Origin of the sequence: Hafnia sp., assembly GCF_036648275.1 — a bacterium.
In the GTDB taxonomy this organism is placed as follows: domain Bacteria; phylum Pseudomonadota; class Gammaproteobacteria; order Enterobacterales; family Enterobacteriaceae; genus Hafnia; species Hafnia alvei.
Genome location: NZ_JAVXIQ010000001.1, coordinates 371,018 through 395,295, shown reverse-complemented (window position 1 = coordinate 395,295; position 24,278 = coordinate 371,018). Strand labels below are relative to the sequence as shown.

The 24,278-nt window shown below is 48.6% G+C and carries 23 protein-coding genes; 9 read left to right on the top strand and 14 right to left on the bottom strand.

Features of this window, described 5'->3' with window-relative positions; genetic code table 11:
- Positions 1–3 precede the first annotated feature (3 nt).
- The 7 genes from ruvB to RSC70_RS01970 form a co-directional block, all read right to left on the bottom strand.
- Positions 4–1,008: a Holliday junction branch migration DNA helicase RuvB gene (gene ruvB, locus RSC70_RS02000; RefSeq protein ID WP_025801930.1), complete on the bottom strand. Its 1,005-nt coding sequence runs from the start codon at positions 1,006–1,008 to the stop codon at positions 4–6.
- A gap of 22 nt (positions 1,009–1,030) precedes the next feature.
- Positions 1,031–1,645, bottom strand: a complete 615-nt coding sequence (ruvA, locus tag RSC70_RS01995) for a Holliday junction branch migration protein RuvA (RefSeq protein WP_025801928.1) — start codon at positions 1,643–1,645, stop codon at positions 1,031–1,033.
- Between the two features lie 101 nt (positions 1,646–1,746).
- Entirely contained in the window at positions 1,747–2,268 is a 522-nt protein-coding gene (gene ruvC, locus RSC70_RS01990; RefSeq protein WP_025801926.1) for a crossover junction endodeoxyribonuclease RuvC, read from the bottom strand.
- Positions 2,265–3,011, bottom strand: a complete 747-nt coding sequence (locus RSC70_RS01985) for a YebC/PmpR family DNA-binding transcriptional regulator (RefSeq protein ID WP_025801924.1) — start codon at positions 3,009–3,011, stop codon at positions 2,265–2,267. Before RSC70_RS01985 ends, ruvC begins: the two co-directional genes overlap by 4 nt.
- A gap of 119 nt (positions 3,012–3,130) precedes the next feature.
- Positions 3,131–3,565 (bottom strand): dihydroneopterin triphosphate diphosphatase, encoded by a 435-nt coding sequence (nudB, locus tag RSC70_RS01980; protein WP_025801922.1) that lies wholly within the window; start codon positions 3,563–3,565, stop codon positions 3,131–3,133.
- The gene (gene aspS / locus RSC70_RS01975; protein WP_103009598.1) at positions 3,565–5,355 is read right to left on the bottom strand and encodes an aspartate--tRNA ligase; all 1,791 of its coding nucleotides are present in this window, start codon (positions 5,353–5,355) and stop codon (positions 3,565–3,567) included. Before aspS ends, nudB begins: the two co-directional genes overlap by 1 nt.
- Positions 5,356–5,462: 107 nt before the next feature.
- Positions 5,463–5,666 (bottom strand): FmdB family zinc ribbon protein, encoded by a 204-nt coding sequence (locus tag RSC70_RS01970; RefSeq protein WP_040045114.1) that lies wholly within the window; start codon positions 5,664–5,666, stop codon positions 5,463–5,465.
- Between the two features lie 819 nt (positions 5,667–6,485).
- Here RSC70_RS01970 and RSC70_RS01965 point away from each other — a divergent pair.
- The 3 genes from RSC70_RS01965 (at position 6,486) to RSC70_RS01955 (ending at position 9,079) form a co-directional block, all read left to right on the top strand.
- Entirely contained in the window at positions 6,486–7,592 is a 1,107-nt protein-coding gene (locus RSC70_RS01965; protein WP_234618389.1) for an SDR family oxidoreductase, read from the top strand.
- A 116-nt stretch (positions 7,593–7,708) separates the two neighbouring features.
- Positions 7,709–8,527, top strand: coding sequence for a DUF72 domain-containing protein (locus tag RSC70_RS01960; protein WP_282814625.1), 819 nt, complete (start codon positions 7,709–7,711; stop codon positions 8,525–8,527).
- A 156-nt stretch (positions 8,528–8,683) separates the two neighbouring features.
- Positions 8,684–9,079, top strand: coding sequence for an MAPEG family protein (locus RSC70_RS01955; protein ID WP_332541501.1), 396 nt, complete (start codon positions 8,684–8,686; stop codon positions 9,077–9,079).
- Positions 9,080–9,665: 586 nt separating this feature from the next.
- Here the strand turns inward: RSC70_RS01955 and RSC70_RS01950 are convergent.
- Entirely contained in the window at positions 9,666–11,024 is a 1,359-nt protein-coding gene (locus RSC70_RS01950; protein ID WP_040045117.1) for an amino acid permease, read from the bottom strand.
- 295 nt (positions 11,025–11,319) lie between these two features.
- On the opposite strand from RSC70_RS01950, the gene cmoA reads away from it, so the two are divergent.
- Positions 11,320–12,111 carry a carboxy-S-adenosyl-L-methionine synthase CmoA gene (gene cmoA / locus RSC70_RS01945; protein WP_063587640.1) on the top strand — a complete coding sequence of 264 codons (792 nt, stop codon included), beginning with the start codon at positions 11,320–11,322 and terminating at the stop codon, positions 12,109–12,111.
- Positions 12,108–13,079 (top strand): tRNA 5-methoxyuridine(34)/uridine 5-oxyacetic acid(34) synthase CmoB, encoded by a 972-nt coding sequence (gene cmoB / locus RSC70_RS01940; RefSeq protein ID WP_025801905.1) that lies wholly within the window; start codon positions 12,108–12,110, stop codon positions 13,077–13,079. The genes cmoA and cmoB overlap by 4 nt, the downstream gene beginning before the upstream one ends.
- 110 nt (positions 13,080–13,189) lie before the next feature.
- Here the strand turns inward: cmoB and cutC are convergent, their stop codons facing one another.
- Complete coding sequence (cutC, locus tag RSC70_RS01935; protein WP_025801903.1) at positions 13,190–13,948, bottom strand: copper homeostasis protein CutC; 759 nt, start codon at positions 13,946–13,948, stop codon at positions 13,190–13,192.
- A 272-nt stretch (positions 13,949–14,220) separates the two neighbouring features.
- Here cutC and RSC70_RS01930 point away from each other — a divergent pair, with 272 nt between their 5' ends.
- Positions 14,221–15,363 (top strand): MalY/PatB family protein, encoded by a 1,143-nt coding sequence (locus tag RSC70_RS01930; protein ID WP_282814627.1) that lies wholly within the window; start codon positions 14,221–14,223, stop codon positions 15,361–15,363.
- 66 nt (positions 15,364–15,429) lie between these two features.
- Here the strand turns inward: RSC70_RS01930 and RSC70_RS01925 are convergent, their stop codons facing one another.
- Positions 15,430–15,993, bottom strand: coding sequence for a VOC family protein (locus RSC70_RS01925; protein WP_282814628.1), 564 nt, complete (start codon positions 15,991–15,993; stop codon positions 15,430–15,432).
- A 233-nt stretch (positions 15,994–16,226) separates the two neighbouring features.
- Between RSC70_RS01925 and argS the strand changes: the two genes are divergently transcribed.
- Positions 16,227–17,957, top strand: coding sequence for an arginine--tRNA ligase (gene argS, locus RSC70_RS01920; RefSeq protein WP_282814629.1), 1,731 nt, complete (start codon positions 16,227–16,229; stop codon positions 17,955–17,957).
- An 83-nt stretch (positions 17,958–18,040) separates the two neighbouring features.
- Here argS and murJ read toward each other — a convergent pair whose 3' ends face one another.
- The 4 genes from murJ to rimJ all read right to left on the bottom strand — a co-directional run bounded on the left by murJ (position 18,041) and on the right by rimJ (position 21,914).
- The gene (gene murJ / locus RSC70_RS01915) at positions 18,041–19,579 is read right to left on the bottom strand and encodes a murein biosynthesis integral membrane protein MurJ (RefSeq protein WP_130998565.1); all 1,539 of its coding nucleotides are present in this window, start codon (positions 19,577–19,579) and stop codon (positions 18,041–18,043) included.
- 142 nt (positions 19,580–19,721) lie between these two features.
- The gene (locus tag RSC70_RS01910; RefSeq protein ID WP_282814630.1) at positions 19,722–20,633 is read right to left on the bottom strand and encodes a Gfo/Idh/MocA family protein; all 912 of its coding nucleotides are present in this window, start codon (positions 20,631–20,633) and stop codon (positions 19,722–19,724) included.
- Between the two features lie 10 nt (positions 20,634–20,643).
- On the bottom strand, positions 20,644–21,300 hold the full coding sequence (locus RSC70_RS01905; protein ID WP_282814631.1) for a DUF480 domain-containing protein: 657 nt from the start codon (positions 21,298–21,300) through the stop codon (positions 20,644–20,646).
- A gap of 29 nt (positions 21,301–21,329) precedes the next feature.
- On the bottom strand, positions 21,330–21,914 hold the full coding sequence (gene rimJ / locus RSC70_RS01900; protein WP_040045123.1) for a ribosomal protein S5-alanine N-acetyltransferase: 585 nt from the start codon (positions 21,912–21,914) through the stop codon (positions 21,330–21,332).
- 294 nt (positions 21,915–22,208) lie between these two features.
- Between rimJ and mdtH the strand changes: the two genes are divergently transcribed.
- Both mdtH and RSC70_RS01890 read left to right on the top strand, forming a co-directional pair.
- On the top strand, positions 22,209–23,414 hold the full coding sequence (mdtH, locus tag RSC70_RS01895) for a multidrug efflux MFS transporter MdtH (RefSeq protein WP_282814632.1): 1,206 nt from the start codon (positions 22,209–22,211) through the stop codon (positions 23,412–23,414).
- A 264-nt stretch (positions 23,415–23,678) separates the two neighbouring features.
- Complete coding sequence (locus RSC70_RS01890; protein WP_040045125.1) at positions 23,679–24,242, top strand: lipoprotein; 564 nt, start codon at positions 23,679–23,681, stop codon at positions 24,240–24,242.
- Positions 24,243–24,278: the final 36 nt, after the last annotated feature.

Here is a 24,278-nt window from a genome sequence, read left to right as displayed (position 1 = left end):
CGACTACTCTTCTCGGGTCAGACCAAAATGTTTATAGGCGTGGTTGGTCGCCATACGACCACGCGGTGTGCGCTGCAAGAAGCCCTGCTGAATGAGGTAAGGCTCCAATACGTCTTCAATGGTTTCACGCTCTTCACCAATAGCCGCCGCAAGGTTGTCGAGCCCCACTGGCCCACCCATGAACTTATCAATGACCGCCAACAGCAGCTTTCGGTCCATGTAGTCGAAGCCTTCGGCATCAACGTCCAGCATATTTAACGCCTGCGTCGCCACATCGCCATTGATATTACCATCAGCACAAACTTCGGCGTAATCCCTCACTCGGCGCAGTAAACGGTTGGCAATACGCGGCGTACCGCGAGAGCGACGCGCCACTTCATGTGCGCCCTCTTCCGTCAATGACAAACCGAGGCATTGTGCGCTGCGGCCAACGATGTGTTGTAAATCGGCAACCTGATAAAACTCCAAGCGCTGCACAATGCCGAATCGGTCGCGTAACGGCGAGGTTAGTGATCCCGCTCGCGTCGTTGCCCCCACGAGCGTGAAAGGAGGTAGGTCGATCTTAATAGAACGCGCCGCGGGCCCCTCTCCGATCATGATATCGAGCTGATAATCTTCCATCGCCGGATACAAAATCTCCTCAACAACCGGAGACAAACGGTGGATCTCATCGATAAACAAAACATCATGAGGTTCGAGGTTCGTCAGCATCGCAGCGAGATCGCCCGCTTTCTCTAACACGGGGCCAGAGGTTGTGCGTAAATTCACGCCCATCTCATTGGCGACAATATTAGCCAAGGTTGTTTTCCCCAACCCTGGAGGGCCGAAGATCAACAGGTGATCGAGCGCATCGCCGCGCAATTTGGCCGCTTTGATGAAAATCTCCATCTGACCACGCACCTGTGGTTGCCCAACGTATTCTGATAGGCTTTTTGGGCGGATAGCGCGATCGATAATTTCTTCTTCGCTTTGCACTTCCGCAGTAATCAGACGGTCAGCTTCAATCATCCTTCATTTACCTCACTGGCGATCACAGCGCCGCGCGCAGTGCATCACGAATTAATGTTTCGCTATCAGCATCTGGTTTGGCAATTTTGCTGATCATCCGGCTGGCTTCTTGCGGTTTATAGCCCAGCGCAATCAGCGCTGCAACGGCTTCGCCTTCAGCATCAATTTCAGCGGCCGGTTTCTTCGCTTCAGGCATTGGCAGTTCACTGTGGTTATTAAACAGGTCGCCGGTTAAACCTTTAAAGCGATCTTTCATTTCAACCACTAGGCGCTCCGCCGTTTTCTTACCCACACCGGGTAATTTCACCAGCGTGCTAACTTCCTCACGCTCGATAGCGGTAACAAACTGCTGTGCTGACATGCCGGATAAAATGGCCAGCGCCAGTTTTGGCCCAACGCCATTGACTTTAATCAGCTCGCGGAACAGCGCGCGCTCTTGTTTGTTATTAAATCCGTACAGCAACTGCGCATCTTCACGCACCACAAAATGGGTGAAAATAATGGCTTCCTGCCCAACATCAGGCAGTTCATAAAAACAGGTCATCGGCATATGGACTTCATAACCTACGCCGTTGGCTTCCAGCAGCACTTCCGGCGGCTGTTTTTCCAGAACAATACCTCTGAGACGACCTATCACGCGCAATTCCTCTTAAAATGTTAACTCTTTCATTATGGCTTACAGCTTATACCATAAAAAAGGCTGGATGAATATCCAGCCCATTGAGTTCGATACCTAATTTACTTTAAACGCCCGCGCGCTAAGTTCAAGCGCGTTGGGCTAGCTCTCAGCGCATTTTGGCTTACATGACAATGCGTGATTGCCACAGCCAGCGCATCGGCTGCATCGGCCTGCGGGCTCGCCGACAGCTTCAGCAGAGAACGCACCATATGCTGAACCTGCGATTTCTCGGCAGCCCCCGTCCCAACCACGGTTTGTTTGATTTGTCGCGCCGCATATTCAAACACCGGCAAATCAACGTTCACCGCGGCCACAATAGCAGCTCCGCGAGCCTGACCCAGCTTTAAGGCTGAATCGGCATTTTTAGCCATAAAGACCTGTTCAATGGCAAAAATATCGGGCTGGAACTGAGCAATAATTTCACTGACGCCGGCATACACCAGCTTGAGACGTGTAGGTAAATCATCGACAGAGGTGCGGATGCACCCGCTGCCGAGATATTCGAGCTTTCGCCCTACTTGGCGGATCACGCCATAGCCTGTGATCCGCGAACCAGGGTCAATCCCGAGGATGATACTCATTCCAGAGTAGCCGCAACCTCGTCGGAAACTTCACCGTTGTGATAAACTTCCTGCACGTCATCACAATCTTCCAGCATGTCGATCAGGCGCATCAATTTCGGCGCAGTTTCTTCGTCCATTTCTGCCTTAGTAGAAGGGATCATAGAAACTTCAGCAGATTCGGCAACCAGACCGGCAGCATCTAACGCATCTTTCACTTCACCGAAGGTTTCCCACGGAGTGAACACGTCGATAGCGCCGTCGTCATAGGTGACAACGTCATCAGCACCAGCTTCCAGCGCTGCATCCATCACGGTATCTTCATCTAGGCCCGGTGCGTAGGAAATCACACCTTTTTTGGCAAACAGATAAGAAACAGAACCGTCAGTTCCCAAATTACCGCCGGTTTTAGTGAAGGCATGACGCACTTCAGCCACGGTACGGTTACGGTTGTCACTCAGACATTCAACCATAATTGCAGATCCGCCAGGACCGTAACCTTCATAGATGATGGTTTCCATATTGGTATCATCATCACCGCCAACACCACGCGCGATTGCACGGTTCAACGTATCGCGGGTCATGTTGTTAGACAGCGCTTTATCAATTGCTGCGCGCAGACGTGGGTTCGCACCCGGATCACCACCACCTAATTTCGCAGCGGTAACCAGCTCGCGAATAATTTTGGTGAAGATTTTACCGCGCTTAGAATCCTGCGCAGCTTTACGGTGTTTCGTGTTGGCCCACTTACTATGACCTGCCATATGTTTCTCCGGTAAAAGCCGTAGGGCTTTAAAAATGACAAACTTTACGCCTGTTAGGATGAATAGTGACAAACCGCCAAGCTTATTGGCTCAACACGGCTTGCCACACAGGCACTTAATCAATGAACGAGTTCTTCAATCGCCTGCCGGTTGCTCCACGATTTGGTGAGCTGGGCAGCCTGCTCAACGTCTAGCCATTGATAAGCCAGATGTTCCGTCAGCGGAATTTCTCTCTCTGACGGCAGCGCCAAACAGAACCAGTGCTCCAAATTACGAGTTACACCGGGTGCATAGCGATGGCGCAAATGCGCAAATAACTCAAACTCCACACAGTGCTGACAGTCCATCAATGACAGGCTTTCACCTGAAATATCAATACCGACTTCTTCCTTTACTTCACGCTGTGCGGCGTGCGGCGCAGATTCACCTTCTTCTAAGCTGCCGGTAACCGACTGCCAGAAATCAGGATCGTCGCGCCGCTGTAACATCAGCACCCGACCACTCTGGCGGGCATAAATGACCACCAGAATCGACTCAGGACGCTTATATGCCATTAGGCTTTCTCTGCGTCGTCTGCGCTGCCTTTTTTGGCAACCACAGAGATAGAGAGTTCCTGCAGCGATGCAGGATTTGCAAAACTTGGCGCATCGGTCAGCGGGTCAGCCGCAGCTGTTGTTTTAGGGAATGCGATAACATCACGGATATTATCGGTACCGGTTAACAGCATCACCAGACGATCCAGACCAAATGCCAGACCTGCATGTGGAGGCGTACCATACTTCAGCGCGTCCAGCAGGAAGCCAAACTTGTCGCGTTGTTCCTGTTCGGTAATTCCCAGAATACCGAATACGGTTTCCTGCATTTCACCGTTATGAATACGCACAGAACCACCTCCCACTTCATAGCCGTTCATGACCATGTCATATGCGTTAGCAATAGCGCCAACTGGATGTGCTTTCAGTTCTGCTGGAGAGATATCGCGAGGCGCAGTGAACGGATGGTGCATCGCAGCTAAACCGCCTTCACCATCTTCTTCAAACATTGGGAAATCAACAACCCACAGCGGTGCCCAGCTGTTTTCGTTAGTGATTTTCAGTTCACGACCCACTTTCAGACGCAGCGCGCCCATAGCATCGGTGGCGATCTTGCTGGTATCCGCGCCGAAGAACAGAATATCTTCGTTTTGTGCGCCGGTACGTTCCAGAATGGATTCTAAAACTTCAGCATTCAGGAACTTAGCAATTGGGCTTTGAACCCCTTCCATTCCTGCGGCACGGTCATTGACCTTCATCCATGCCAAACCTTTAGCGCCATAGATGCCGACAAACTGGCCGTATTCATCAATAATTTTACGTGTCAGCTGCGCACCACCCGGAACACGCAACGCAATAACGCGACCTTTAGGATCGTTAGCTGGGCCAGAGAAGACTTTAAAATCAACGTCCTTAACCAAATCAGCAACGTCAACCAGCTCCAGCGGGTTACGCAGGTCTGGTTTGTCGGAGCCATAACGACGCATCGCTTCAGCAAACGTCATAACAGGGAATTTGCCCAGATCGACGCCTTTGATTTCCTGCCACAGAGAACGTGCGAGTTCTTCCATCACTTCACGCACTTGTTCCGCGCTCATGAAAGAAGTTTCCACATCGATCTGGGTGAATTCAGGCTGGCGGTCAGCGCGCAGGTCTTCATCGCGGAAGCATTTAACGATCTGATAATAACGGTCAAAACCAGACATCATCAGCAACTGTTTAAACAGCTGTGGAGACTGTGGCAGCGCATAGAATTTACCTTTATGCACTCGGCTTGGTACCAGATAGTCACGGGCACCTTCAGGCGTTGCCTTAGTCAGCATCGGGGTTTCGATATCCAGGAAACCGTGGTTATCCATGAAGCGGCGCACAAACGCAGTAATGCGCGCACGCGTTTTCAGACGCTGTGCCATCTCAGGGCGACGCAGGTCAAGATAACGATACTTCAGGCGGTTTTCTTCGCTGTTAGTCTGGTTGAAGTCTAACGGCAGTGGTTCTGAACGGTTAATGATTGTCAGAGCATGGCCAAACACTTCCACTTCACCGGTGGACATGTCTTTATTTTTTTGGCTATCTGGACGCGCACGAACGGTACCCGTGATTTGCACGCAGAACTCGTTACGCAGCTCTGAAGCTTGCTGGAACGCTTCTTTATGATCAGGATCGAAGAATACCTGTACCACGCCTTCACGGTCACGCAGATCGATGAAGATTAAACCACCCAGATCGCGGCGGCGATGTACCCAACCGCAAAGCGTCACTTCCTGACCCTCATGGGACAAATTCAACTGCCCGCAATAATTAGTACGCATAACGATATCCTTTGGCTTTCTTATGTACTTCACCGATGCCACATCCGAACATGACTCCGGATGGGTGCTGCCTGTGCAGCCCTATAATATTTTAAACTCGAGTCGTGCTAATTCTCTGATTTTCCTGACTTCGGTTTGAAGTCAGTGGCATACCATCCGGTTCCCTTGAGTTGGAAACCCGCAGCAGAAACGCGTTTTTTCAGCGTCGGTCTGCCGCATGCCGGACAATCAACCAACGGCGCATCGGCCATTTTTTGCAATTTTTCTAACTGATGATTGCATTCGCTACAAGCGTATTCGTAGATCGGCATAGCAGTGATAGATTACATGTTCGATGAAAAAAGGCGGCTATTATAAAGGAAATTCACCGCTGCGATAAGAGCAGACGCGCACTTTGCACGGATTCTCGCCACCTCGTTAAAACAGTCTATACTCTCACCGCTATGCAGGATACTGTTTGTTAACTTATTGATACATCGCATTTTCTTTTTAAATTAACAAATTACAAAACATCGTTACCAAGTCACCGCTACATCCCGTTACGTTTAATGAACTTATTTCGCCTTCTTTTTAGGCAAAAGCCCTGTGCACCTTCACCGCATTACTGGCTATTTCCACATACTGACAATGAGCGGTTTCCCATTTTTGCGCCATGATGGATATCTACGATTTGATAAGAATCAAATAAGTACAATAAACTTACATTCGCTAAGCGATCTCACCACAAGACCAGCCGCATGACGTCATTGAGAGAGAATAGCATCCATAGACCCCATAGCCGCATGCATCATCGGTAGATTTAAAAATCAAAATAGCGAATTTATCTACACGCTAGTAGGCCTACATCTTAATCACGTGACGCAGAGTGCACCTACCGATTCAATCCAGCAGATAGTTAAACCAATATTAAATAGACATGCCAAAAACTAACAAACGCGACATTATTTTGTAAGTAACGAATACAAATAAAATATTTATATTTTTATATACTGAAAAGTGCACAAAAAATTAATTCAAATAAATAAAACTCAGATTAAATAGCAATGACTCCCTTTTTTCATTTACTAATCGTTTAACCATTCAGGAATAAAATACTCTCGAATATCTTATCTAGCATTGGAAATGAAAAAATGAATCTACTTATTACTGGGGCAACGGGCTTTTTGGGCGGTGCCGTACTCGCAAAAGTATTGCTTGATGACAAGCCAGTATCTCTTCTTCTTTTAGTGCGCTCAGATAATTCGCAAAATGCTTTAGCTAGGATAAAAAAGAATCTGGTTAATTTTGGCTGCACTGAAAAAACATTAGAAAAATTAACGAGTGATAATATTCTCATCGGCGATCTTTCTGACCCTGACGGTTTTATTCACGATGAAAGATTAAACAATATAACTCACGTTATTAATAGCGCAGCTATCGCTTCGTTTGGCGAAAACCCTCTCATTTGGAAAGTAAACGTTGAAGGCACATTAAAATTTGCCACTCACATGTCTAAACATGCGAAACTCCAGCGATTCGTCCATGTTGGCACTGCGATGTCATGTGTGCCAGAGGCTGGCTCTGTCGTCACAGAAAGCCTGACGCTAAAAGATGAAAACGAGCATCTGGTTCAGTATACCTATTCAAAGTCTGTTATCGAAAATCGTATGCTGGCAGAGTGCCCTGATTTACCGTTAGTGATTGCAAGACCTTCCATTATTGTCGGCCACAGCGAGCAAGGCTGTAAACCGTCCACCAGCATATTCTGGGTATTCCGAATGGCGCTAATGTTGGGCAAATTTATGTGCTCAATGGATGACAAGATTGATGTTATTCCCGTTGATTACTGTGCCGATGCCCTTCTTCTTCTCCTACAAAAAGAGAATATGAATGAAAAGATATTTCATATTTCAGCGGGCGAAGCAGGCAGTGTCACTTTCGGTGAAATAGACCGTGCTATTGCTCAAGCAACAGAAACAAAACCGGTTAATCTCTCTTATGAACAAGTGGAATATATCGAATTAGTTAAATCTAGAAAAAGTTTTAAAGGTATATTTGGGCAGTGTAACGAGCGACTGATGTTACGAGCGATGCGCCTCTATGGTGAATTCTCAATTCTTAATGTTCGTTTTTCTAACGAAAAATTACTCGGGCTTGGAATATCTGCGCCGCCTCGATTTACCGATTATGTGGCTAAGTGCGTCGCCACCACGGCAAATCAATCGATACCTGAGCAAATGGTCGTAGATTTCAAGTAATACACGCATAGTAAATAGGCTTATTTAATTAAGCCTATTTACGTTTTTGCCTAGCCCGCTAATATTTCTTTTATGTTATATTTCCCCAGCATTTGTTCTGGAGAGATATCGACATCATGACATATATCGGCCTTCCACAGTGGCAACACGCAGCCTGGCATAAAATTGGGCTTAAAGATCTTGCGGATTACAGCCAATACTTCAACTGTGTTGAAGGCAACACCACGTTTTACGCACTGCCCAAACAGGAATTATCACGACGCTGGCGCGATATGACAGAAGATGATTTTCGATTCTGCTTCAAATTTCCATCCACGATAAGCCATCAGGCCGCATTAACCCATTGTGGCGACCATTTGCAGGATTTCTTTAGCTGCCTCTCTCCTGTTCATTCGCGCATCGGGCAGTTTTGGTTACAACTTCCTGCTGCATTTTCGCCGCAACATTTATCCCGCCTATGGCAATTTTTAGACTTGCTACCGAAAGAATTTACCTACGGCGTTGAAGTCCGTCACATAGACTTCTTTGCCAAAGGCGATGCTGAGCGAGCGCTAAATCGTGGACTCTATGAGCGAAAAATAAACCGTGTGATGTTAGATAGCAGACCCGTTCATCATGCCGTACCACATACCCCAGCAATCCGTGATGCACAGAAAAAGAAACCAAAACTTCCCGTACACGCTGTTTTGACTGCCGAAAACCCACTCATCCGTTTTGTCGGAGGCGATGTGCTAGATGACAATCGTCGCTGGCTAGATCAATGGGGAAATAAAATGGCTGAATGGAGTAATACCAATGCGCCCTATCTTTTTATTCACACGCCAGACTGCACCGATGCACCACAGCAGGCCCGAGCGCTTTGGCCACTTCTTGCCAAATACATCCGCAATTTACCGCCTCAACCCGATTGGCCTTTGCAAGCAGATATGTTTTGATCGGCCGCGAATTTTCAATACCTGCATCACAACCCCAAACTGACTGATGCTTTAACGAGCTAACTATTTTACTTACAACGATATTTCCTAAGGACAATGCTCTTTGGGCCCGCTATTATTCATTCGTAGGTAAATTATTGGGCAATGGAGCTAAAAATGATAAGCGCGCTTTATGTCGTGCTCGGCGCACTGTTGTTGATCAAGCTATCTTTGAACGTTGTTAAACTGCGTATGCAGTATCGCGTTGCCTACGGTGACGGCGGTTTTTATGAGCTACAAACCGCAATCCGCGTACATGGCAATGCCGTTGAATATATTCCTATAGCGGCGATACTGCTGGTGATGATGGAAATGAATGGTTCACTGATTTGGATGATCCACGTATGCGGAATTTTACTGATCGCGGGTCGTCTAATGCATTCCTACGGTTTACGTCACCGTGAAATTCGCTGGCGTCGCTCGGGAATGAGTGCGACCTATATATCTCTGGTACTGATGGTAATCGCTAATCTGTTTTATCTGCCGTGGGATCAGATGTTTACCTTAGATTAGGCGTCTTATTAACGTTTTTGTTAAAGGAGGAGAGTTCCCTCTCCTCCTTAGATGCGACCCAAATCAGCTAATAAATCTCAATTCTGTTTCAAGCAGTTGCAACGCAGCAACCATGAACTTTGCAAGAACGGTAAGAAGTTCTAGAAATTTCATACGCTCTCTCCTAGTCAGGAGCACTAACGATGACTTTGCCTTTCCGCTGCCTATCAGCCATCTGATTGTTGAAAAATACTAACGTGCTTCCTTGAGTTAAGGCACCAATCGACACCACTCGCTATTGGCTAGGACTTGAAACTCGTTGCCCGATTGCGGCTCAAAACACGTTATTCATTTCAACAAAAGTGATTATATGCCACGATACTGTGTATACAACCAGTATTTGTGGTAATATTTATTAAGTTTGTTGTAACCGTCAATAAATTGACTTGCTTGCCCTGCCGCCTTATATTTGTGTAGTTGAAGAATACTAACGTGCACCGCAGTCACAAAATAAAAAACCTCGCATACCCGCGAGGTTTTTTATTTTCAGCCAAATGACATAACAAAAAGGCAATCCGAAGATTGCCTTTTGCTCAGCACTCACCGCTTACACTTTATTTTTCTTACGAGAAAGCATAAAGCCAACCCATAGAACAGCTACCCAAATTGGAAGCAAGATCACTGAAATCCGAATCCCCGGAGTCATATACATGATCACCAAAATGAGCGCCAAGAAAGCCAAACATAGGTAATTACCATACGGATACCAAAGCGCTTTAAAGGCTGTCGCTACGCCCTGCTGGTTTTTGACCGCTTTGAACTTGAGATGAGCCATACAGATCATCACCCAGTTAATGACCAGCGTCGATACCACCAGCGCCATCAACAGCTCAAAAGCCTCACCCGGCATAATATAGTTAATCAAAACTACCGCTGAGGTTGTTAAGGCAGAAAGACCAATAGACAGAATCGGCACGCCACGACGGTTCACTTTCGTCAATGCCGCTGGGGCATTACCCTGCTTTGCTAGCCCAAACAGCATACGGCTGTTTGAATATACGCAGCTGTTATAAACAGACAGCGCAGCGGTAAGAACCACGATATTTAACGCGGTAGCTACCCAGTTGCTATCCAGCGCATGGAAGATCATTACAAACGGACTTCCGCCCTGCACAACGTTTTGCCACGGATAAAGAGACAGCAAAACGGTCAATGAGCCGATATAGAAAATCAGAATACGGTAGACCACCTGATTGGTGGCTTTAGGAATGCTTTTACGCGGTTCGCTTGCCTCTGCGGCAGTAATTCCTACCAACTCAAGACCACCAAAGGAGAACATAATCACCGCCATAGCCATGATTAAGCCGTGCCAGCCATTCGGTAAAAAACCGCCTTGGGTCCATAAGTTGGTGATACTTGCCTGCGGGCCACCAGAACCGGAGGCTAACATCCACGCACCAAAGACAATCATGCCAATAATCGCACCGACTTTGATGATCGCAAACCAAAACTCAGTTTCACCGTATACGCGAACGTTGACCAAATTGACGATGTTGATGATCACAAAGAAGCCAGCCGCCGACATCCACGTTGGAATATCCGGCCACCAATACTGGATGTAGATGCCCACCGCAGTCAGTTCCGCCATCCCGACCAGCACGAACATAACCCAGTAATTCCAACCGGCTAAGAAGCCGGCAAAACTTCCCCAGTACTTATAGGCAAAGTGGCTAAATGAACCTGCTACTGGCTCTTCAACCACCATTTCACCCAGCTGGCGCATAATTAAAAATGCGATAAAGCCACCAATGGCGTAACCCAGCAGCACCGACGGGCCTGCCATTTTAATGGTTTGCGCAATACCTAAAAATAGCCCCGTACCAACTGCACCTCCGAGTGCAATCAGTTGGATATGTCTATTTTTCAATCCCCTTTGTAGGGTTTCTTCTTGTTGCAGATCGCCCATTTTATCCTCTGTGCGATAGCGTCATTCGCGCTGTGTGAACGCTGAATCGTGGCGCATCGTATTATTTTATTTACATTGCGGGCTGCTTTGTATCACTTCCGACCTATTGCAATCAAGCCAAACTTCATGCTAAGCGAACTAGTTGTTGCCAGTTTATCCATTCGTCAACGCGCTTATTAACGCTATCAATGCACTATCGCCGCCGTCACAACCCTCTTCCTCGCAAGGGAATAGCCCTAGCAGGGGTTTATCTGATAAAATGTGCGCCCTTTGTTGAAACCGCATGCATCTGTTTATGTCAAACCGCGATACTCATTCTGATAACACTTTTGATGATAAGAAAGGCGTTGACCGCGATACGCTTTTCTCGGCCCCGATTGCTAAGCTCGGCGATTGGACTTTTGACGAGCGCGTCGCTGAAGTTTTTCCCGATATGATCCAGCGCTCGGTGCCGGGTTATTCCAACATCATCTCAATGATCGGGATGTTGGCAGAGCGTTTTGCACAGCCAAATACCAACGTGTATGACTTGGGGTGCTCGTTAGGCGCAGCGACGTTATCTATGCGCCGCAATATTCACGCCGAAGGATGCCAGATTATCGCCGTGGATAATTCCCCTGCGATGGTAGAGCGCTGCCGCCGTCACATAGACGCTTTCCGCGCCCAGACCCCCGTCGACGTTATCGAAGCCGATATTCAAAATATTCATATTGAGAACGCCTCGATGGTGGTTCTCAATTTCACGCTGCAATTTTTAGCTCCCGAAGAGCGCCAGTCGCTGCTGAATAAAATCTATCAGGGACTATTACCGGGTGGCGTATTGGTACTCTCTGAGAAGTTTAATTTTGAGGATAAAACGCTGGGCGAACTGCTATTTAACATGCACCACGACTTCAAGCGTGCCAACGGCTATAGCGAGCTAGAAATCAGCCAGAAGCGCAGCATGCTGGAAAATGTGATGCTGACCGACTCGGTAGAAACCCATAAGAAACGCCTGAATCAGGCCGGATTTGAGCACGCAGAAATCTGGTTCCAATGCTTTAACTTCGGCTCCTTGTTAGCCGTGAAAGGAGACGTCGTCGCATGATCGAGTTTGGTAATTTTTATCAGCGTATTGCTAATAGCCCGCTCAGCCACTGGCTGGAAGTGTTACCGGCACAGCTGGCCGCATGGCAACGCGAGTCGCTGCACGGCAAATTTAAAGACTGGTTTAACGCCGTCGATCGCCTTCCTGAAATCACGCCCCATGCTTTAGATTTACTTCACGGCGTCAGTGCTCAAGCGGAACCTGAGCTCGGCCCAGGGCAAAAAGAAGGCATCGAAAAAATGCTGCGTGCGTTAATGCCGTGGCGTAAAGGCCCATTCGATTTGTACGGCATTCATATCAATACCGAATGGCGCTCTGATTGGAAATGGGAACGCGTTTTACCGCATATTTCCCCGCTGGAAGGTCGCACTATCCTTGATGTGGGCTGCGGCAGTGGCTATCACCTATGGCGTATGATTGGTGCCGGTGCCCATTTTGCCGTGGGCATCGATCCAATGCAGCTTTTCCTATGTCAGTTTGAAGCTGTGCGCAAACTATTAGGTGGCGATCAGCGGGCACATTTACTCCCGCTCGGCATTGAACAACTGCCGGAGTTGGCTGCCTTTGACACCGTGTTCTCGATGGGCGTGCTCTACCATCGTCGTTCCCCACTTGATCACCTCTATCAGTTAAAAAACCAACTGGTTAAAGATGGCGAACTGGTGCTTGAAACGTTGGTCATCGAGGGTGATGAAAATCAGGTCTTAGTGCCCGGCGACCGCTACGCGCAAATGCGCAACGTCTATTTTATTCCTTCGGCAAAGGCCTTGGTAAAATGGCTCGAAAAATGCGGTTTTGTTGATGTTCGCATCGTTGATTCTTGTGTGACTACGCTGGATGAACAGCGCCGCACCGACTGGATGATCAGCGAGTCATTGGCGGAGTTCCTCGATCCTAACGACCAAACAAAAACCGTAGAAGGCTACCCTGCCCCTATTCGCGCGGTCATCGTGGCGCGTAAACCCTAAGCATTAAACGAAAAAAAGCCCCAACAACAATTGTTGGGGCCATACTGTTTAGTGAGACATCCACTAAAATTCGTACTACTTCTACTGGAACTGCTCAACACACCTCTGCGTTATGCAGAACGTGGATACGGTTCACCGAGACTTAGCGCGGTTTTCATTGCTTCGACCACTTCGCCATCGACGCAATAATGCGTAAATTCATCAAACTCACTGTCTGAGCACATCGTCACGCCCGCCTTACGGTAGCGCATTTCTGACGGCACCATATGGCCCGCAGAGCTATGTACTTCAGTCAAACCAATCTCTTGGAATTTGTGCAGGTTAGTTAAACGCACCCCTGCACCCGCCATAATCACCGGCCCTTGAGTTTCATTCAGCAACTCTTTAAGCAACGGTAAGCCAACTTCAGCGCTTTGCTGCTGACCTGATGTCAGAATGCGCGCAATCCCTAAATCGGTCAACTGGCTCAACGCAACGAGTGGGCTCACACACATATCAAAAGCACGATGGAACGTGATCGCCATATTACCGCTCAGTTGCATCAGCTCACGCATTCTTGGCAAATCGATATGCCCTTCAGCATCTAACATACCGATGACAGCGCCGGGGAACCCCATATCGCGGATCATCGCCATGTCATTTTTCATCACTTCAAATTCAGTATAGCTGTAGCAAAAATCTCCGCCGCGTGGACGAATAATCGGATGTACGGGAATAGAAACCTTATCGCGAGCCAGTTTCAAGGTCCCGTAGCTTGGCGTTAAACCACCGTCTAACTGGCTTGCGCAAAGCTCAATACGGTCTGCACCTGCGCGCTCCGCCGTCAGGGCACATTCCACCCCGAAGCAACAAATTTCCAATTTCATAATGAAAAAACCTCCAAAAAAAACCGCCAAAACAGACTACGTTACGTGAAAACTTTTCATTCCAACGTAATGACACTTGAGAAAGTGGAACCTTCTCGCGTAGGCTGACAAAAAACGTGATAAGTATCGTTCCCAGTAACGAACTCTTGATACGCTTAAGAACACTTATGCAAACCGGCAGAAAAACGCACATTAATCATCGCCATGACGTTTTTACCGTCTGTTTTACTATTGCCTACTGGGGCAGGAACTAAGCCTACTAAAGGATGAATACTATGACATTCAATTTTGATGAATGGGTCGACAGAAGTCACAGTGATAGCCAGAAATGGAACAAATATGCGAACAAAGACATCATTCCGATGTGGGTCGCTGATACCGATTTCCGCTCCCCACCGGCTGTTATTGATGCACTGCAAAAACGCGTTGCTGAGGGCGTATTTGGCTACGGTGATCCATCACAAGAATTGGTGAGTATATTTATTGAGCGCATGCGCGATCTATACCAATGGGATGTAAAACCTGAATGGCTAGTCTTTTTGCCGGGTATGGTTTGCGGCTTGAACCTCAGCGTTCGTGCCTTTACCGATCCTCAGCAGCACACATTGGCCCCCTTCCCAATCTATCCGCCGTTTGTTAAATCATCTCGCTTTGCTCATCGCCAGCAGCTGTCAATTCCTGTGAAGCTACACGAACAACGCTGGGTCATGGATTTAGACAGCGCCGAGCAACAGCTCTCCGGCAATGAAAAACTGATGATGCTTTGCAACCCGCATAACCCGGGCGGCACGGTTTATACGCGCGAAGAGCTTGAAACTCAGCTCGCCTTTGCCCAGCGTCACGATCTCGTTATTTGTTCTGATGAAATTCACTGCGATCTGCTGCTAGAGCCAGGCGCAAAACATATCCCGATCGCCTCTTTGAGCGAAGAAGCAGCCCAGCGCAGCATCACGCTGATGGCACCATCAAAAACCTATAACATTGCCGGACTAGGTGCGACGATTGCCATTATCCCAAATAAAAACCTACGCGACCGTTTCAACACAGAACGCGCAGGGCTAGTTCCTAATGTGGATATTCTGGCTTACGTTGCTGCTGAAGCCGCCTACCGTGATGGGCAGGAGTGGCTTGACGCACAGCTTGATTATCTGCGAGGCAACCGCGATCTGCTGGTGAAACGCATCAATGCAATGAAAGGCCTGTCAACGGTTAATCTCGCCGCCACCTATCTGGCGTGGGTCGATGCATCTGAATTGCCGGTAGATAACCCACATGCCTTCTTCGAACAGGCCGGCGTCGGTCTGTCACCGGGTGCGGATTTCGGTGATGCCAAATTTGTACGCATCAATTTTGGCTGCCATCGTGACCTGCTGAACAAAGCACTCGACCGCATGGAAAATGCCATCAACGCGCTGTAATTTTCCATAAAAAAAGCGCCATGTCCCGCAACGGAATGGCGCTTTTTTTTACGTAGGAACGTCAGCTTACTGCTGTTCGCTCGCAACAATTTCACGAATAGAATGAGGATGGAATTTTATAGTAACCTCGCCGTCGGTGACCGCCAACGTCGGGTTTGGCAAACGTTCTTGCTCCCCTTTAGGACTGCTGAATTTCAACTTGATGCCCGGCGCCAGCAGTGCCGAGTCTGACAACAATTCTAGAGCGCGCGGATGCAACGTTGCCGGATCGCCGCCAATCACCAATTCAACATGCTCCCAGCCTTCGTGCGGATAGCGTTTCTCACCCGGATAAGGCAGCTCCACGCAGTCAATTAACCACGGGCCAACGCGCAGCGGCTGGTTGAGATCAAACAAACAAATGAGCCGTCCGTTAATTATATTTTCAGACAGCAAAGAACCACAGATTTCAAACCCCGCCCGCCAACGATCGGCCGTGGCATTCTGGTGACAACGCAAAGAGATATGGTCCGCGCTAAATGCCGATAAATCGAGTTCAAGCTTGTCAGCAAATTCCTGTAGCAGCGTGGTAAAACGATCCAGATCTGCATCTAAATCGCGCAGTGTTTCAATCTCTGCCAAAAATGTCATTTTCTCGGTTCTCCGCTATCCGCAAGGCTGCGTACTTTACCTGCTCTTTTCACAGACTTCCACGTCCTATTTATGGCGGCTATCTTCGCTGTATAAGCGCATGCTTGCTGACTCACGCAGCGAATTGACATATAATTATCGGCTGTTTTGGTGTGAATGCACCTCGATTAACGATCTCACATATAAAACGCCGTCGTCACGCACGTCTGGCGTTACAAACTTAAGGTAACCCGGTGAATATTCAGGCACTTCTTTCAGATAAAGTCACCCAAGCTCTGGTGGCTGCAGGCGCTCCTGCTGACAGCGAAGCTCTTGTCCGTCAATCCGCGAAAGCGCAATTCGGCGACTATCAGGCCAATGGCGTCATGGGCGCGGCCAAGAAACTGGGTATTGCTCCACGACAACTGGCAGAGCAGGTGCTGACCCATCTTGAGCTAGACGGTATCGCGAACAAAGTTGAAGTCGCGGGTCCGGGTTTTATTAATATCTTCTTAGATCCTGCATGGCTGGCAAAACAGGTTGAAGCTGCGCTGGCAGATGAGCGTTTAGGCGTTGCTCCGGTGAAACCACAAACTATCGTGGTTGACTACTCCGCACCAAACGTCGCTAAAGAGATGCACGTTGGTCATTTGCGCTCCACCATCATCGGTGACGCATCCGTTCGTACCTTAGAATTCCTCGGTCACAACGTCATTCGCGCTAACCACGTCGGCGACTGGGGTACCCAGTTCGGCATGTTGATTGCCTATCTGGAAAAAATGCAGAACGAGCACGCGAATGAAATGGATCTTTCCGATTTGGAAGCCTTCTACCGCGAAGCGAAAAAGCATTATGACGAAGATGCCGCGTTTGCTGAGCGCGCACGTGCCTATGTAGTTAAACTGCAAGGCGGCGACGAATACTGCCGCGAAATGTGGCGCAAACTGGTCGACATCACCATGTCGCAAAACCAGAAAAACTATCAGCGTCTGAACGTCACCTTAACCAAAGATGACGTCATGGGTGAAAGCCTATACAACAGCATGCTGCCTGGCATCGTTGCAGATTTGAAAGCTAAGGGTTTAGCAGTAGAAAGCGAAGGCGCTACCGTTGTATTCCTCGACGAATACAAAAACAAAGACGGTGAACCTATGGGCGTCATCATCCAGAAAAAGGATGGCGGCTACCTGTACACCACCACCGATATCGCCTGTGCGAAATACCGTTACGAAACGCTGGGCGCAGACCGCGTGCTTTACTACATCGATTCCCGTCAGCACCAGCACTTGATGCAGGCATGGACAATCGTGCGTAAAGCGGGCTACGTACCAGACTCTGTCAGCCTCGAACATCACATGTTCGGCATGATGTTAGGCAAAGACGGTAAGCCATTCAAAACCCGTTCAGGCGGCACCATTAAACTGTCTGACCTGTTGGACGAAGCGGTTGAACGCGCTGGCAAACTGATCGCAGAGAAAAATCCAGATTTAAGCAACGAAGAGCTGGCTAAGTTGGTTGACGTTGTTGGCATCGGCGCCGTGAAATACGCGGATCTGTCAAAAAGCCGCACCACAGATTACATCTTCGACTGGGATAACATGCTGGCGTTCGAAGGCAACACCGCGCCGTATATGCAATATGCGTATACGCGTGTGTCTTCCGTATTTAAACGCGCCGGTATTGATGAAAAATCCCTGACTGGTGATATAGTCCTGACGGAAGATCGCGAAAAAGCGCTGGCCGCTCGCCTGATTCAGTTTGAAGAAACCATTACTCAGGTGGCTCGTGAAGGTACTCCGCACGTCATGTGTACCTACCTGTATGACTTAGCGGGTCTGTTCTCAAGCTTCTACGAAGCGTGCCCTATCCTGACGGCTGAGAGCGAAGAGCAACGTAATAGCCGCCTGAAATTAGCTGCGCTGACGGCAAGAACGCTGAAAACTGGCTTAGATACGCTGGGTATCGAAACCGTAGAACGTATGTAATTCGTTTATTATTCGTCATATTGCTCTGACATAAAAAAAACCGGCCTTTATGGCCGGTTTTTTTTATTGCCTAACAAACATCATCACACGACGACGTTGCGCGTAAAGTCTCGCACGCGGAATCCAAGCAGCCCCAATGCTGCAAAATAAGAGCCTGCACCAACCACAACCACCGCCATTAAGCGTAACAAACGCATCAGCATGTTGCCTGAGTCCCACGCTGGCATAAACCACATCATACCGATGAGCACCGCGGTCATGATAACAACCGCGACCACCAGCTTAACCAAGAAGAGAGTCCAGCCCGGCTGAGGGGTATACATTTTTTGCTTACGCAACTGCCAATACAACAGGCTGGCATTAAGGCAGGCCGCAAGCCCGATAGAAAGAGACAGCCCTGCGTGTTTGAACGGCCCAATGAAAGCCAAGTTCATTAGCTGAGTCAGAATCAATGTGGCGATGGCAATTTTCACCGGCGTTTTAATGTTCTGGCGGGAGTAAAACCCTGGCGCCAACACTTTCACCAGAATGAGCCCCATCAAACCGACTGAATAGGCAATCAACGCACGCTGAGTCATTTCGGTATCAAAAGCGGTGAACTGACCATATTGGAACAGAGATGCAATCAGCGGCTTAGATAAAATCCCCAAGGCAATTGAGCTCGGTAGCGCCAACACAAAGCACAGACGAAGCCCCCAATCCATTAAGCGGGAATACTCTTCATGCCGTCCGCTAGATACGCTTTTCGCCAATGACGGCAGCAAAATCGTGCCTAATGCCACGCCCAACACACCGGATGGAAACTCCATCAAACGGTCAGCGTAGTACATCCAAGAAACCGAGCCCGACACCAAGAATGACGCGAAGATGGTGTTGATGATCAGTGAAATCTGGCTCACGGAAACACCAATAATGGCGGGTCCCATCAGCTTCATCACGCGCCAAACGCCAGCATCATGCAGGTTCAAACGCGGCAGGACTAACATCCCGATCTTTTTCAAGTGTGGCAGTTGGTAAGCCAACTGCAATACGCCACCTACGGTGACCGCCCACGCCAATGCCATCACTGGTGGATGGAAATACGGCGCCGCAAACAGAGAAAAACCGATCATACTGACGTTTAAAAAGGTCGGAGCAAAAGCAGGCACCGAGAATCGATTCCACGTATTCAGTATTGCGCCCGCTAACGAGGCCAAAGAGATCAGTAAGATATAGGGGAACGTGATGCGCAAAAGCGACGATGTCAGCGCAAATTTATCCGGCGAATCGACAAAGCCCGGCGCAGTCACATAAATCACCCACGGCGCAGCGAGCATACCCAGCACGGTCACCACCGCCAGCACCAGCGTAAGCATACCGCTGACGTAGGCAACAAAAGTCCGTGTCGCCTCTTCGCCCTGCTGGCTTTTATATTCCGCTAAAATAGGCACAAATGCCTGAGAAAATGCGCCTTCGGCAAAGATACGCCTTAACAGATTCGGCAGTTTAAATGCGACAAAAAAGGCATCCGTCGCCATTCCCGCACCAAAAATACGCGCCACAAGCGCATCTCGCGCAAATCCCAACACGCGCGAAAACATGGTCATCGAACTGACCGCCGCCAGTGATTTTAATAAATTCATGAGTTAGTTTTTTCAACGGTTGCGACCCTTGCTGAATACAGCAAGGGCAATTTAGGAGCACTAGTCTACTTATCTCACACGGAAGATCTAGTTAGAGATGTTACAAACCAAGATGATAGGGACAAAATGTTTGCCAATATACCTACTGTGAAAGTAAGCCTTCAATAATTCGCTGAGCGGCAATCGCCTGCTCGCCTGAGGTTATTGGTGCCGTTTGGTTCTCAACGCAGTCGATGAAATGATTTACCGCGCCAACAAACCCTCGTTGTTCAAGGGTGGATTGCCAGCCAGCTATCGGCAATTCACACAAAACTGTGTCGCGTTCAATATGCAAGCTCCTAAGATCCTGCGCTTCATAAATCGCCCCACCGCTGACAACCTGCATCACTTCACGCTGCGAGCCCGCCGCGCGGTGCATAGAGGTAGTGACCTGAGTCTGCCCTGCGCTAAAATGATGCTCGGCGTAAATCATTTGCCCCACGTCGTTGGTATGCAAAGTTCCCGACTTTAACGTTAAGTTTTTACCGCTCATCCATAGTGCGGTATCCACTACGTGCAGATAGTCATCTAGCAAGGTGAAACGCGCATCTTTGGGGCCAATATTTTGATGCCGATGTTTATCCATGCGAATTGCGGCTACGTCGCTGGCCTGCTGTTTAATCTGTACATAGCGCGGCGCAAACCGGCGATTAAACCCGACCATCAAACGGCAATTTTTCTGTTCAGCCAGCGCAATTAACTGCTCGGCTTGATCGAGCGTTTCCGCCAACGGTTTATCGACATAAACATGTTTGCCGTGCTGCAAAAGCTCGCGCACGACGTCAAAATGCGTATTGGTGCTGCTGTGCACAAACAGCGCATCGCACTGTTCGGCTAGCTCATCTAGCCGAGAAAATGCCGTCATTCGGTAGCTATCACATACCCCCTGCGCCTTAGCCAGCGTGGGAGAAAAACCACCGACCAACTGCCATCGTTCTGCCTGACTCAAAATAGGCAAATAGGCTTTTTGCGCGATACCACCTAACCCAACAACGCCAATACGTAATTTCGTCATTCTTGTTCTCTTAGTCAGCAAGGTGATCCAGCAAGCTTTGCACGCGTTCTTTTAATTCTGCTACTTCGGCTTCAAGCGCTTCGACACGCTCGGCTAATCCACTATCAACCGGCGCACTGTAGGTACTTTCAATAGCCGAGGTCGCAACATTTTCAACCTCACCGCTAAAGAGATGCGCATAGCGGCTTTCACGTTTACCCGCCTCACGTTCTAGACGAACCACAAAAGGGCCATCCTCACGCGATGCTAACTCATTCAACACCTGCTCAACCTGCGTCACATCGCTAAACTCATGCATACGGTTGGTTCGCGTGCGCAGCTCGCCAGGGATTTGTGGCCCACGAAGTAACAGGCAGCACACCACCGCGACTTCAGCATCTGAGAATTTCAGGTTTCCAAACTCTGAGTTGCAGAACCGATGTTCATATTTCATCACACGGCTACCCGGAATGCTTAACGAACGTACCTGATGCTTTTTCATCAGCATATCCAACGTTGACTGCACATCAGACTCGCTGAGATCCATCACCGGTTCACGATTGGTTTTCTGATTGCAGGCGGTGGTTAAGCCATTGAGCGAAAGCGGATATTGATCGGGCGTCGTGACCTGCTTCTCAAGAAAACAGCCAATCACGCGAGCTTCAAGTAGAGATAATGGGTTTTTCATTGGTCTTAGATCCTTGTGAACGCAAACAGTTAGCGCGGCGCAGTCCATTCTCGATTAACCAGCGCAGTCAAAACGTGATCCTGCCATTTACCGTTGATCAGCAGATAATCTTTGGCATAACCCTCTTTCTCAAAGCCCATACGTTTGAGCAAATCCCCACTGCGTTGGTTATGCGGCATATAGTTAGCCATAATTCGATGTAGCCGCTGCTGACGGAACATATAACGAATCGCCGCCTGCGCGCCTTCATACATTAACCCCTGCCCCTGCCATTTCTCACCGAGTGAATAGCCGAGATAGCAGGCATGGAAAGAACCGCGCAGCACGTTACTAAAATTAGCCACACCTCGAACTTCATTCTCATCAGGATCGAGCAACAGAAAATAGTAGGCGCTGCCCTGTTTCTGTAGCTCATTGATAAGCCCTAATCGCGCCTGCCAGCCCGAAGGATAACAATGACTTTCATCCCGTACAGGTTCCCACGGTTTTAAGAATTCGCGGTTTTCTGCGTAATAGTCGGCCAAGCGATAGGCATCGCGGTCATGAACCAAACGCACCACCAGACGGTCGGTGGTTAAACGGACTTTTGGCCCGCTATTGTGATAGCCAAACATCAATTCTCCAGCCCCACATGCAAATATTTTATTACTTATCACTATAACCGCTCTTTGTATGGCGGGTAATACCTTAGCTGTAGCAATATTGCGCACTTAGCTGCGGTTAAGACCTTTTTCTTCTATTTCTGTAATCCAGTTAACGGTTAATTACGCACTGCTCATAATGAAAAGTATTATGAGGCCGACTATTTGCAGAAAAATATTATTAATCAAACCTATACCCACGCTGAAAATGGGTAGAAAATGAACGAGTCAATCCCTCCTTTTTTATTTTCTCGCTGATGGTGAAACATGTCGCTGGTGTCGCAAGCTAGGAGCTTGGGTAAGTACTTTTTATTGTTAGACAATTTACTGGTTGTACTCGGTTTCTTTGTCGTTTTCCCTCTTATTTCGATTCGCTTCGTCGACCAACTTGGTTGGGCTGCCGTGGTCGTGGGGGCGGCACTGGGATTACGACAATTAGTCCAGCAAGGATTAGGGATTTTTGGGGGTGCCATCGCTGACCGCTTTGGTGCAAAACCGATGATCGTTATTGGCATGTTGCTGCGCGCAGCAGGTTTCGCCTCGATGGCGGTTGCCAGCGAACCTTGGATTCTGTGGCTTTCCTGCGCGCTGTCTGCATTGGGTGGGACGCTGTTTGATCCGCCGCGTACCGCACTGGTGATTAAGCTGACCCGCCCGCATGAACGCAGCCGCTTTTATTCACTATTGATGATGCAGGATAGCGCGGGCGCCGTGGTGGGCGCGCTGATCGGTAGCTGGCTGCTACAGTACGATTTTCATTATGTTTGCTGGGTGGGTGCGGCAATCTTTGTGCTAGCGGCGGCTTGTAATGCGTGGCTACTGCCCGCCTATCGAATTTCGACGGTTCGGGCGCCAATCAAAGAAGGCATGATGCGCGTTATTCGCGATCGCCGTTTTCTGCTCTATGTGCTGACGCTGACGGGTTACTACATGCTTGCCGTGCAGGTGATGCTAATGCTGCCCATTATAGTCAACGAAATTGCAGGCACGCCAACAGCGGTCAAATGGATGTACGCCATAGAAGCGACGCTGTCTCTAACGCTGCTCTACCCGATTGCTCGCTGGAGCGAAAAGCATTTCCGCCTAGAAACGCGGCTGATGTTTGGGTTGTTGATTATGACCATCAGCCTGTTCCCTCTGGGTCTGGCGACGGAACTTCGCACACTGTTTATTTTAATTTGCTGCTTCTATTTCGGTTCAATTATCGCCGAACCGGCACGTGAGACGTTAAGCGCCTCGTTAGCCGATCCGCGTGCCCGCGGCAGCTATATGGGCTTTAGCCGTTTAGGCTTGGCGCTGGGTGGCGCTATCGGGTATACCGGCGGCGGTTGGATGTATGACACTGGCCAAGCACTTGGAACGCCTGAACTGCCCTGGTTTTTACTCGGCGTGGTCGGTGTGCTTACGCTGATTCTGCTGTACTGGCAGTTTAACCAACGCAGCATCGCCCCTGCCGTGCTAGGCGGAAGCTAAAGCACATCATCTTAGTCTTACGTACTGCGTTCTGAATTTTCGTCATTATCTGATTCAGAACGCAGCACATTCTCTCTAAATTCATGCCAGCATGTTGCCCATCATCGGTGAAAGAAGATGTCTTTCATCCCGCGATTAATGTGTATTAACAGGATGAAACATACGTTATTTTTTTCTCTGGTAGATCTATGCCACAATCAGTATCGACAGCGTTAACATGTTAATTAGCAGGCTTATTTATTCTGTATTCAGAGGTCAGATAATATGAAGAAGGTGATTTATATAGCAGGGATCGTTGCTGCGGGGCTGGTATTAGCGGCCTGTAATAAACTGACCCAATACACAATTACTGAGCAGGATATGAACCAATATCTGCAAAAGTATAATAATTTCCAGAAACAAATTGGTATCTCTGGGTTAGTTGATGCCGACATTACCGTCGACCAACTAAACAGCCAAATTGGGCGTACTGATCCCAATAAAATTACCCTAACGGGCCATGCCAAAGTCAATATCAGCTCCATTCTCGGCCCACAGACCAGCGATCTGCAAATCACGCTACAGGCTCAGCCGGTTTATAACAGCGAGCAAGGTGCCATTTTCCTGCGGGATATGGAATTAACCGATTACACGGTTAAACCTGAAAAAATGTCTGGCGTGATGAAAGCAGTGGTTCCGTATTTGAACCAATCCTTAAAAACCTATTTCAACGAAAAAGCCGTTTATACCTTAGACCCGAATAAGAACGAAAAAGAAGCCTTGGCGAAAAAACTGGCTAAAGGTATCGAAGTTAAACCGGGCGAAATCATTATTCCTTTCACTGACTAATACTCGGTATCCCTTAATAAAAAAGCCGGTGTTCAA